This window comes from Mycobacterium sp. IDUB_19, from assembly GCF_055419445.1.
This window is the reverse complement of record NZ_JBVAXR010000064.1, coordinates 1-11,054: the sequence shown is the minus strand read 5'-3', so window position 1 is coordinate 11,054 and position 11,054 is coordinate 1. Positions and strand designations below refer to the sequence as shown.

At 64.7% G+C, this 11,054-nt stretch carries 8 protein-coding genes; 3 read left to right on the top strand and 5 right to left on the bottom strand.

Annotated features, from left to right (window positions below):
• The first annotated feature begins 203 nt into the window (after window positions 1-203).
• Window positions 204-1,448: a saccharopine dehydrogenase family protein gene (locus ACZY0B_RS25850; protein WP_463767087.1), complete on the top strand. Its 1,245-nt coding sequence runs from the start codon at window positions 204-206 to the stop codon at window positions 1,446-1,448.
• A 3-nt stretch (window positions 1,449-1,451) separates the two neighbouring features.
• Here the strand turns inward: ACZY0B_RS25850 and ACZY0B_RS25845 are convergent, their stop codons facing one another.
• From ACZY0B_RS25845 to ACZY0B_RS25830, 4 genes are read right to left on the bottom strand one after another with little or no spacing between them, the layout of a single operon-like run.
• Entirely contained in the window at window positions 1,452-3,506 is a 2,055-nt protein-coding gene (locus ACZY0B_RS25845) for an FAD-dependent oxidoreductase (RefSeq protein ID WP_463767086.1), read from the bottom strand.
• The gene (locus tag ACZY0B_RS25840) at window positions 3,503-6,688 is read right to left on the bottom strand and encodes an ATP-binding protein (RefSeq protein ID WP_463767085.1); all 3,186 of its coding nucleotides are present in this window, start codon (window positions 6,686-6,688) and stop codon (window positions 3,503-3,505) included. The genes ACZY0B_RS25845 and ACZY0B_RS25840 overlap by 4 nt, the downstream gene beginning before the upstream one ends.
• Window positions 6,685-7,197 (bottom strand): hypothetical protein, encoded by a 513-nt coding sequence (locus tag ACZY0B_RS25835; protein ID WP_463767084.1) that lies wholly within the window; start codon window positions 7,195-7,197, stop codon window positions 6,685-6,687. The genes ACZY0B_RS25840 and ACZY0B_RS25835 overlap by 4 nt, the downstream gene beginning before the upstream one ends.
• A complete protein-coding gene (locus ACZY0B_RS25830; RefSeq protein WP_463767083.1) occupies window positions 7,194-8,621 on the bottom strand; it encodes a hypothetical protein in 1,428 nt (475 codons plus the stop codon). Before ACZY0B_RS25830 ends, ACZY0B_RS25835 begins: the two co-directional genes overlap by 4 nt.
• A 79-nt stretch (window positions 8,622-8,700) precedes the next feature.
• Here ACZY0B_RS25830 and ACZY0B_RS25825 point away from each other — a divergent pair, with 79 nt between their 5' ends.
• Together ACZY0B_RS25825 and ACZY0B_RS25820 are read left to right on the top strand one after the other, a co-directional pair.
• On the top strand, window positions 8,701-9,387 hold the full coding sequence (locus ACZY0B_RS25825; protein WP_463767082.1) for a hypothetical protein: 687 nt from the start codon (window positions 8,701-8,703) through the stop codon (window positions 9,385-9,387).
• The gene (locus tag ACZY0B_RS25820) at window positions 9,384-10,436 is read left to right on the top strand and encodes a polyprenyl synthetase family protein (RefSeq protein WP_463767081.1); all 1,053 of its coding nucleotides are present in this window, start codon (window positions 9,384-9,386) and stop codon (window positions 10,434-10,436) included. The genes ACZY0B_RS25825 and ACZY0B_RS25820 overlap by 4 nt, the downstream gene beginning before the upstream one ends.
• A 137-nt stretch (window positions 10,437-10,573) precedes the next feature.
• Here the strand turns inward: ACZY0B_RS25820 and ACZY0B_RS25815 are convergent, their stop codons facing one another.
• On the bottom strand, window positions 10,574-10,747 hold the full coding sequence (locus tag ACZY0B_RS25815; protein ID WP_463767080.1) for a hypothetical protein: 174 nt from the start codon (window positions 10,745-10,747) through the stop codon (window positions 10,574-10,576).
• Window positions 10,748-11,054 lie beyond the last annotated feature (307 nt).

Below are 11,054 nucleotides of genomic sequence, written 5' to 3'. Positions count from 1 at the left end.
GGCGCCGCACATACATTCGACCCTAACTGCGGCGAGCCGAAAAGGTGACCTCGGGACGGCAGCTTGTTCGCGACCAGGGCGTTCGCACTACGTGCGGTGCGCCGCGCGAGTGCCGAGATCCTCGCAATTAACGCCCGCCCACGGCTCTGTCTACATCTGTAGCGCGGGCGGGCAACGCGGATCCTCGGGTAGCGTCAACGGCCATGCACGCCGCGCAGCGTGACCTCGACATCGTGCTCTACGGCGCGACCGGTGCAGTCGGCAAACTCACCGCGCGATATCTGGCGAGCAGCGGACTGCGCGTCGGTTTGGCCGGCCGGTCGGCGCAGCGGCTGGACGATCTGCGGCAGGCACTGCCCGACGAGGCCCGCGACTGGCCGCTGATCGTCGCCGACATCGGAGACCCGCAAGCCCTGAACGAACTGGCCGCCCGAACGCGCGTAGCGATCAGCACGGTGGGACCCTATGCCTCCCAAGGGCTGCCGGTCGTTGCTGCGTGTGCTGCTGCCGGAACCGATTACGTCGACCTGGCGGCCGAGGTCCCCTTCGTCCGACATAGCATCGACGCCTACCAGGAGCAGTCGGTCGAAACCGGCGCCCGGATCGTGCACTCTTGCGGATTCGACTCCATCCCTTCGGATTTGACCGTGTATGCGCTGCACCGACGGGTGGTGACCGATCGTGCGGGCGAATTGGCCGACACCACATTCGTCCTGCGGACCGCGAACTACGCGATGGGCTTCTCTCGGGGGACCATCGACACGATGCTCGAGCTGATGCGCGCCGGGTTCGGCGATCCCGCGACACGACGGATGCTCGACGACCCGTACAGCCTGAGTCCCAATCGCGCCGCCGAGCCGGACCTGGGGCCTCAGCCGGACGTGTCGTTGCACAGAGGCGAAGAGCTCGCCCCCGAGATGACCGGTTTGTGGACGAGCGGGTACCTGATGGCGCTGTACAACACCCGATGTGTCCGGCGCACCAACGCGTTGCTCGGATGGGAATACGGCCGCGGGTTTCGCTATTCAGAGGCGGCAAGCATGGGTTCGTCTCCCGTTGCGCCCGCGATGGCGGCGATGACCAACGCGACCATCAGCGGCGCCTCCAGGCTCGGCGGTGCATACCTGCGGATGTTGCCTCCGGGGCTGCTGGAGAACCTGATCCCGCGGCCGAATGGCGATGGCGCGCCGCGCGGTCACTATCGGGTCGAGACTTACACGACGACGACTAGCGGCGCGCGGTATATGTCGTCGATGGCTCAGGACGGCGACCCCGGCTACGCCGCCACGGCGGTGTTGCTCGGCGAGAGCGCGCTCGCGCTGGCGTGTGATAGGGACCAGTTGCCCGACCGGCGCGGTGTGTTGACGCCGGCGTCGGCGATGGGTGACGTCTTGCTGAAAAGGCTTGCCGCTGCTGGGGTCACCGTGCGCACCGCGCGACTGGGTTAATGGTCAGGGCTGGTAGAACCCCCGAATGCGGTACCGGTGGCCGCGGCCAAGTAGAGCATTCGCGGCCTGCAGACCAGACATGACGGCGGCTTCGATGCATCCGGCGTTGAAGCCGGAATCGGTCCAGTCCCCCGCTAAAACCAAGTTCTCATAACCACTTTCGTCCGATCTCAGTCGGTACTTGTCGGATCCCGGAACCGACTGGACGTAACGGTCCGAGGGATCGATGTTGACGCTGACGTACTGGGTCTCTAGGGCGGACGCGCCGCGGTGACCGTTGGCGCCAACCAGGAGGTGCCACGCAAAGCCCTGCTCGTTGACCGCCCCGGGCAGGTAGAGCCCGACGTGGTTGTCGAGGTAGGCGACCGCTTGGTTGACCACTTTTTCGCGGCAGCTCGCCGCGTAGACGCCGGGTTCTTCAGCGTTGGGCCACAACGCATTCAGGGCTCCGCAGAAGTAGGCCACCGTACGCGGCTGATCGTCGACGGGCCACTGCTCGGCCCACAGCGTCTGCGGCATCGATGCCCAGGTGTCGAAAGGCGCGACGTAGCCGCTGGTGGTGACGCCGGGGCGGTGCCACCCCAGAGTCGGTTCGTCCGGGCTCAGCCACAGTTGAAAGGCCTGCGTAGCGACGGTGCGCAGATTCGACGTCATGTCACGCCATTGCTTACTGTCGGCAATCAGTTCAGCAGCAACCAGTTCCACCATGCCAAGTGACGCAGCCAGTACGACGTGATCGAAGTCGACTCCCCTGCGCAGCACCCGGGTCTCGACGTCCGCACGCTCGCCGAAGTGAGACTCCAGGCCACCACGAACCGGCCCGTCCAGCTGTTCGGCCAGCGGCAAGTCCGGGAAAATGGGAAGACCGCCGATCCGGATCAGCGGTTCGTATTCGTCTACCCCGGCGACGAGCCGGGCTTGACGTCCGATGGTGATCGCCTCGACTGCCTGACGATTGTCGTCGAGGTGCAGCGCGTCGACGCGGTGGAAGAACTCGAACTCGACGCCGCGTCTGCGCAACGCCTGGTACAGGGGCGCGATGACGACGTCGCCCATGCCGGCCGTCATCTTCCAGAAGAACGCGCCCTTGTACTGGAACAGTGCGATTCCGGTGAGCAGCAAGGCCACTCCCGCGCCCAACGCAGGTTTGTTGAAGTCCCCGTCCTCATACGCGAAGACCATGTCGTACAGCCCACGAACGAGCGGGAAGTCCACCACGTCGGGATGGGCGCCATGGCGAAGAATCCAGGCACAGAAGTCCTCGTCGTTGATAGCCCGAAAGCTGCGCGGATCGGTGACCAGTTTGTCCGCGATTATTCCGCGCGCGGTCGCGGTCTCCAGCGACAGAAACAACCAGAAACGCCGATGATCGGGGCGATGCTCATAGTCGAGTGCCTCACGGATCGCATCCAGCACGTGATTCAGCGCCCCGGACGGAATCTCCTCGGGGGCAAGTGGTTTAGCCAAGGTCGCCAACATCGCTAAGACGCCCCACCGCACCACTTGAAGCCACTCCCCCGTCGAGTCGGAAGAGTCGGGTAGCAGATGGGCTTCCCCGTCGAGCGGGGGCAGGGAGTCGGCGAAGTTAAGAATCAACTGCAAGGCGCGGCGGAGGAAGTCGACCGCGGTGAACTCTCGACCCGTCGCGTTCGGCTCGCCTGGTACCTCATCGTTGCGGGCGAGTCCGCCGGGCCACACCAGCCACTCATCATCGAAGCGGTCAGCGATCCCCATGTGGTCCGACGGGATGAAGGCCTGATCCCAGGTGTGGATCGGCGCCTCGGGATCGGTTGTAGCACGGTCGAGTTCGGCGTAGCACTCTCGAAGTAACGCGAACCCATTGTCGTAGCAGCCCAGCCACACGTGCAGGCCGTGTTCTTCGATGCGCCCGTTCGGCCCGCGGCTGGACGCGCCTTTGCCACCAAGGCGCCAGCCACGCTGGTAGATGGTGATGGAATCGAAGCGGTCCCGCCAACCGGGCTCACTCAGCCGCCACGCGGCACTTAGTCCGGCCATGCCTCCACCGAGAATGGCGACCCGGCTATGGTTTCTCGTCACCCCAGCAGTGCTCGCACGCGGGCCAAGTCCGGCCACGACTGATCGGTGGGCAGACGACCAGACGCCTCGAGCAGCGCCCCCCGCGCCGGCTCGCCTATCAGCTCGAAATCATCCGCGGCCGAACGTAATTCGAAGATATATGCGCCTTGCTTCTTTGCTAACTGGATCGCGTCGCGGAAGTGTTGATGTCGTTCGTCAACGTCATCGAGCGTGTGTGCACGCAACCGCAGCAGTTCGGCGTCGTAGAACTGAATCAAGGTGTCCTGGCCCATCTCCAGTGCGGCGTCGACACATTCACGCGCTGCCTGCCGATCGCCCGCGGCTGTCAGCACACGGGCCAGTACACCATCGTAGAACGCGAGGAATGTCTTCACCTCGAAGGCGCGCCAGGTCTGTGCGACGGTGGTCATGGTCTCGACATGCGGTGCCAGCGCGGCGGGATCGGTTTCCCCGGCGGCTAGCGCCTGTAGTGCCCGCCCGGCGCTCTTCTCGCTCCAGCCCACCATCAACCATTCATCGAAATCGTGTTGTTTCGCCAGCGAGATGAGCTCCGCGGCCAGGTCGACACAATGCTCGAGTTCGCCGGCTTCGGCGCGAATCAACGCATCGATCGATCGCCCATAGCACAGACTGAAGGCGCCCTGCGGGAATCCGGCGGCATGGCTCCTGGCTTCCATCTGCTGCAGGGCGGTGTTCGCTCCGGCCAGATCGCCTTGTACGAAACGGGTAAACGCGAGGAACGACAGCATTCCTCCGATCGGGTCGTTGGGCCCGTAGTAGGCGATTTCGTTCTTGGGCACCTCGCCAACGCCGGCGATGGCTTGTTCCAGTGTGTCTCGGGCGGTGTAGAAGTCGCCCTGAAAGCCGGCCAGGATCCCCATGATCGCGGCGCTGGCCAGATTGACCCCCGGCACCTGGGCGAGTTTTGCGCGCAGCGTCTCGCCCACCTGAATGCCTCTGCGTAGGTCACCGCGTGCGGTGTAGTAGGTCCACAATGCGTTCAGGGTGGCGTAGAGCTCCGGAGTCGGGTCGGGGCCGATCAGTTGCAGGCAGCGCTCAAACTCCGCGGCCGCTTCCGTGCTTGCATGACCGTGCGCCACCGACGCGAGGAGGCCAGCCTCGAGTCGCACTGCGACCTCGCGCTTGTCTCGTGCGGGATTCGACGCAGTGCGCACGATGTTGTCCAACGCCCGGCCCAGGGAGGCCCTCGCCTCGTTGAGTGCACCGCGGCGCCGCGCGTCCGCCGCGGCCTTTCGGTGGGCGTTTGCGGCTTCGTCGAATCGCTCCGCCGATTCGTAATGGCGTGCCACCAAGGACCATTCGGGGTTCGCATCGGCCGACCCTGCGACAAGAGCATCGGCGATCCGGCTGTGCAGCCGACGGCGGACGGTGGGAGGCGAGACTTCGGCCGCAACCTCGCGTAAGAGTTCGTGATGGAAGCGCCAGTTGCCCGCGTCGATTGGTTCGAGCACGCGGACACGCGCCAGTTCCTCAAGCAGCTCGTCGACGTCCCGCTCGTCCATGTCGATGACGGAGGCGAGCAGAGCACGGTCAAAGCGGCTGCCGATGAGCGCGGCGGCCTCGACGAGCGGAAGAGTGTTCTTCGCGGATCGCAGTCTCGCGAAAAGGGTTTCGTACAGGGTGTCGGGCACCTGCGCGGGGTGGCTGGCATCGAGTGGCTGCTCCTTGAGCTTTGCGACCACCTCCTCGATGTAGAGCGGGATGCCGTCGCACCGCTTTTGTACCTCGGTGCGCGCCTCGCTGTGGAGATCCGGGTGCAAGGCGCGGACAAGCTTGTCGGCATCCGCATCGCTGAGCGAAGCTAGCTTGAACACCGCGGTGGCGTCGGGCAAGGGCGGAAGCTTGCGCCCCGTCATCACCACCATCAGCCGGCCGCTGCCCTCGCGGAGCAGCGTCTGGACCACCTCGAGGGTGTCCTCGTCGAACCAGTGCACGTCGTCCACGAAGACCAGTGCCGGTTCGGAGCCCAGACACGCCAACAAGTACTCGTTGATGGTCTTCGCGATCCGGCCATATAGTTTCGGGCCTTCGGCCCGCACGGATTGGTAACCGCTTTCTGGGCCGATGCCCAGTACGGGGGCCAGCAGCGGAACCACGACTGTTGGGTCGAGCGCGCGCTGCACAACCTCGGCTTCCAGCATGCGAAGCCGCTCGGCTGGATCGGAGTCCCGTTTGATGCCGCACCGGCGTTCCAGCAAGCGCCGGATTGGTCGCAGGCCCACGTCCATGTGGAACGGTGATCCGAAAATGCTGAGCACTACGGCACCATCCTGCTGGGCCATCTCGACGGCGGCGTAGGCCAGGCGGGTCTTGCCGATCCCGCCCTCGCCCTCGAACGCGACCCCCGGCGCCACCAGCGTGCCCGCCTTGGCCTGGGCCCAACTTCGTTGCAGATAAGCCAGTTCGCTCTCACGCCCGACGAGCGGCCCACTCGCCCGGGTCGCGACGTCGCGTTCGCCGACGGCGCGGTAGGTAAGGATCGGATCGTCCACACCCTTGACCGCCTGCGGCGGGTTCGGCACGAGTTCGAACGAGTCGCGCACCACCCGTTCGATGGTCTGCGACACGGCGACTGTTCTCGGATCGGCGATGCTGCACACCCGGGCGGCGAAGTTGGCTCCCAGCCCGTAGACGTCGTCTTGGGCGACATCGAGATAGACGAGTCCCCGGTGAATGCCAACGCGGACACTGATTTCGAATCCGAAGCGCGCATTCACTCGCTCGCTGAGCGCGTCGATCGCCCTGACGATGTCGAGGCCGGCATAAACGGCGCGGTGCGCGTCGTTCTCGTGAGCCGTGGGATGGCCGAACACCGCCAGGAGGCCGTCGCCCTTGGTGAACCCGATGTGTCCCTCGTACTGGTTCACGATGCGGTTCACCTCATCGCGATACCGCCCGACAACGGTGCGATAGACCTCGAGCTCGATTCGAGTCGACAACGCCGTCGAATCGACGAGGTCCGCGAAAAATATTGTCAAACGCCGGATTTCACCGCTGCCTCCGGGCGCGGCCAGTAGCTCCTCAGCGTCCAGGTTGCCGCCGTCAACGGCAAGCACCTGTCCGGCGAGCGCATCGGCCGTCTTCCGGTCGCCCCGATTGATCGCTCGAACGGCGCCGTCAAGCAAGTCGTCGATCGAGGCGTGGGCTTCCTGTTCGCTCACAATCCGACGGTGACCACTCTCTCGTCGGGTACCAGGGACTCAGTGCTTACCTTGATCGTCCCGGTGTAGTTCGCGCCGGCGAAGTTGTAGTCCCTGAGCACGATCCGGAACTGCGTGAAACCCGCGGGCAGGAACGGAGGATCGAAGCCGATGGCTGACACGGGAAGTATCACCTTCGGCATCCCGACTCGCGAAAACGGCCCCTTGGCCTCCAGCTGCCGCGGGTAGGTGGTCGCGGGGACTTCGATGACCTCCGACGGGAACGGCTCGGCTGGTTCCGACGATCCGGGCAGTACGGGTGGACCCTTGATGGCGCACTCGACAAAGGTCGCCCAACCCTTCACCCAGAGGTCACAGAGGCCGTGCACCAAGGCAATCCGGCCGTCGATACCCAAGCCTTCTTTGCAGTCGCTCTGTTCACCCGCCTCCACCCAGAGCTGGGTGGCCTTGTCGATCAGCTGCTGAGCGGCCGCGCGATGGGCCTGAAGCGCGGGCGTCGGACTGCTCACTGGCCACCCCCCTTTGGTTGGCTGATGGCCTGGAGGAACTTCCAGGGGTCGCTCGCGACTCGGGCGCCGACCTCGGCGCTGAACTGAGCTAGGTCCGCGGCGGTCAACTGGCCCGACAGCCACTTGTCGGCGAGGTCGAACTGCTTGACCGTCAACTCCTGAACACACTGGGCGACCATCGAGATGGCCGTGGACGCAACCGAGTTGTCCGACGGAGGCGTCGTCGATGTTCCTCCTGTGCCCCCTTGCCCTTGACCGGGCTGCTCGTTCGGCGGGTCGTCCCAAGGGGCGTACGAGACATTCGGATCGGGATATTTGGCCGAGCCGAAGAGCATGTCCTCGACAACGTAGGCGTAGCCCATCAAGCAGACAAACCGCATCATCGTGTAAGGCCGCAACCCGTTAATGTGGCAGACCTTCTTGACGTGTACGAACACCGGCGGCTGGTTCGGGTCTCCGTTGTCCTCGGTCCACATGTTGATGAAGCCGTTGTCGACGGTGATCTTGCCGTCGCCCTCGGGGTCGGGCACGGGATCGTTGAGGTCGTAGTCCAGCAGGGCCTCGTGTCTGACCGGACCGTTGATGGTGGTCTTGTAAAACTTCAGCATGGTGACCAGTCGTGGACTGATGGTCGTGGGAAAGCTACAAAACCCAACGGTTTCCAGCACCTTGCGCCAGCCGTCGGTACGCAGACCTTTGTACACCATGCTGCAGAAAAAGCTCGGGCTGTCGTCGTGCCAGTTACGTGGATCTACAACAGCCTTCAGGGCGTTCAGCGAAACTTGGTAGGACGACACCTCCGCATCAATGACGACCGACTCGATGCCCTTGTAGTTGATCACCGCGGCGTTGCACAGTGGCACAGACGCCGCATCCGCCGTCAGAACCCCGAATATCACCAATTGCTGCGCGATTCCGTACCAGTCCTGCCAGCCGTTGAACCTATCAGCGAAGAGGAGTTCGACGGCGTCTAACTGATCTGGGGAGAAGATCTGAGCACGCTGCTCGAATTCTTGCCCGCCGGTGAGCGCAAATACCTCCCTGAGAAGCGGCCGCGCGTCTTCCTCAAACGGATCGGAGAACGGCATCGGGACGTCGGGCAGGGTCTTCATCAGATGGGTGACGGCGCCGAGCCCATAGATCAACCGCGATGACTCCCCAGCGGTCGGCCGCCGCTGCTCCCTGACCCAGTCCGACTGGATCTCGGCTAGGGCTTCGACCGGGTCGGCGGTGGTACGTGGCTCACTTTGGCCGTCGGTGCCACGAGGAAGCATGAAGGCTTCGATCTCTTGGTACCAGCGCGAGTTGGCGGACGTGCCGGTCAGGAACGCATCGGCGACTTCCATGACCCGTGGGTCCTGGGTGGCGACAACGGCGGTGTCAAGACACCCCTGCATTTCGAGTATTGCCCGGAGCGTCGACATTGCTGCCTCCTACTGCGTTTGCGCGGCTTATCATACCGTGGTGCGGGCGTAATAGCGCGTTAATGATGGGAGAGCGGCAATGGGGTCGATGCGCGCGGCCGGCGACGGCATGAGCAGCGGTCTTCCCTGGTCTTCGGTGTTCGATTCGGCGGCCAACATGCGCGCCCTGAGTGCCATTCAGGCCGATGGGTTCCGCGCTGCCAGCGAGCTCGTCGACCGCTTCGTGCGCATGGCGGCCGCGGGCCTCGAAAGAAGCGAATCAACCCCGCCGACGGCCCACGATGATCCAGCCGATTTGTACGGGGCTACCGGTTTGGAGCCGTTCGTCACCTCGTGGTGGGCGATAGTCGATCAGTTGCTGCGCGTCTCGTCACCGCGTCTCGACAGGACAACAGCCGAGGCGGATACCGCGATGCTCGACCTCGCGGCGGCGCAAGCCAGCGGCCGACTGCTGCTGAGCACTGTGGCCCCGGGTGCGGCGACGACCGAGGTTTGGTTGCACAACCGCGGACCCGTCGACATGGGGAAGGTCGCGCTGCGCTGCAGCGATCTGCTGTCCCACGATGGCACCATCATCGCGGCGCGACGGTTGCGCTTCGAGCCCGACATCGTCCCGTTACCCGCACGCAGCAGCAGAGGCGTGACCGTCGAAGTCGACGTCGAGGAACACGCTGCGCCGGGCAGTTACCGGGGAATGTTGGTCGCCGACGGGCATCCCGACGTCTGGCTGCCGATCGAACTGGCCGTCAAACCGCTGTTGCCATGAGCAGCACCGCCGACCAGACGGACCTGATATCCGAGGTCGAAGACCATTTGCGCGGCGTGGCCAAGCAAGTACGCCGTGCGATGCTCGACGCGATGCCCGACGGCGAGCCGGTTCAGTGGCTCTACGGGCCGATGCGCGAATATCCCTCGCGGCCCGGTAAGGCGCTGCGACCGGCGTTATGCCTGTCGGCGAGTCGTGTGTTCGGAGCGGAGCCCGACGCGGTCATGGGCATCGCGGTAGCAATTGAACTGTTGCACAACGCTTTTCTCGTCCACGACGATATCGCCGACGGCAGCGAAATGCGTCGTGGGCGTCCGACGCTCGCGGCGAAGCACGGTGTGGCCGCCGCGCTCAATGCCGGTGATGGACTGGCGATCGTCGCGGGGCAGGTGCTGCGAAAGGCGACAAGGCAATTGCCCGATGACCTCGCCGAGCTGGTGTGGCACGAGTTCGACACGATGGCTTTGCGCACACTGGAGGGGCAGGCCATCGAAGCCGGTTGGCAACTCGACAACGTCGAGGACCTGAAGCCTCAGGACTACCTCGAGCTGATCATGCACAAGACGTGCTGGTACACCACCATCCATCCGCTGCGGGTCGGCGCCCTGGTGGGCTCCGGGGGCAAGGCCGACTTGGCGCCTTTGGTGCGCTTCGGATTTCACTTCGGTGCCGCTTTCCAGATCCGCGATGACGTACTCAACCTCGTCGGCGATGAGCGTGCATACGGCAAGGAGATCCTCGGCGATCTGTACGAGGGAAAGCGCACACTGCCCCTCGTGCATCTGCAAGCCAACGCGACCGGCTCCGACCGCGCCCTGGTCCGTGACTATCTGCGTCGCAGCCGATCTGATCGCTCCGCCGAGTTGGTGCACTCCGTCCGCGCGTTGATGGACGACTACGGCAGCATCGCCTTCACGAGCGAATACGCCGAGGGCATCTTGCTGGTCGCTGAGGAATACTTTGAGCAGGCTTTCGCCGATGCCCGCCCCGGCCAGGACCTCGACTTTCTGCGCGCCCTGGTGCCCTATGTGTGGGCCCGCTGGCGTTGAGCGGGTCTCGAAACGTTGGCTTTAGACGACACAACGGACACCCGTTGTTAAACGGAATTCCCACCTCCGTTCACCTGTCAACGGGGACCGCTGTGTGCAGTGAATCGTATTGCCGCCACACCGGATTCGGCGATAGGCTATGGGCCATGATCAAGAACAGCATCGGGACAATGCTCATCCGTGGCGGCGGCGCTGGTGGCGGCCGTGGCGGTGGCGCCGGCGGCGGGCGCGGTGGTGGCGCTGGTGGTGGCCGTGGCGGCGGCGCCGGCGGCGGCCGCGGTGGTGGCGCCGGCGGCGGCCGGTAAAGCCAAAACCTTTCCTCTGCGCCCCTTTAGTTCTCGTTACGGAATCCGCGGGGCGCAAAGAGTTGTGCGGCGTTCCCCGGTCGAGGTATCTCCTCGTTCGCGGACTGCGCTGAGGGATGCAACTGTCCCGCTAAAAGTGCGGCCGCCCGGTGGCCTCGACTCCCCCGCCGCGCCCGTGCCCGCTTGGGCGCCATTCTCGCCGACTGGTGCGTGGATGGGATTTGCGTGATTGCAAGTCTTGTGCTGGCGATGAGGTTGCCCGGTCTGCACCCGCGATTCGCACCCCAACCAGGCGACTGGAAGACTGCTGGCA

Excerpts from the sequence above, each read along its gene's own strand:
- ACZY0B_RS25825 (WP_463767082.1), top strand. The coding sequence starts at position 8,701 with ATGGGGTCGATGCGCGCGGCCGGCGACGGCATGAGCAGCGGTCTTCCC.
- ACZY0B_RS25830 (WP_463767083.1), bottom strand. The coding sequence starts at position 8,621 with ATGTCGACGCTCCGGGCAATACTCGAAATGCAGGGGTGTCTTGACACC.
- ACZY0B_RS25820 (WP_463767081.1), top strand. The coding sequence starts at position 9,384 with ATGAGCAGCACCGCCGACCAGACGGACCTGATATCCGAGGTCGAAGAC.
- ACZY0B_RS25850 (WP_463767087.1), top strand. The coding sequence starts at position 204 with ATGCACGCCGCGCAGCGTGACCTCGACATCGTGCTCTACGGCGCGACC.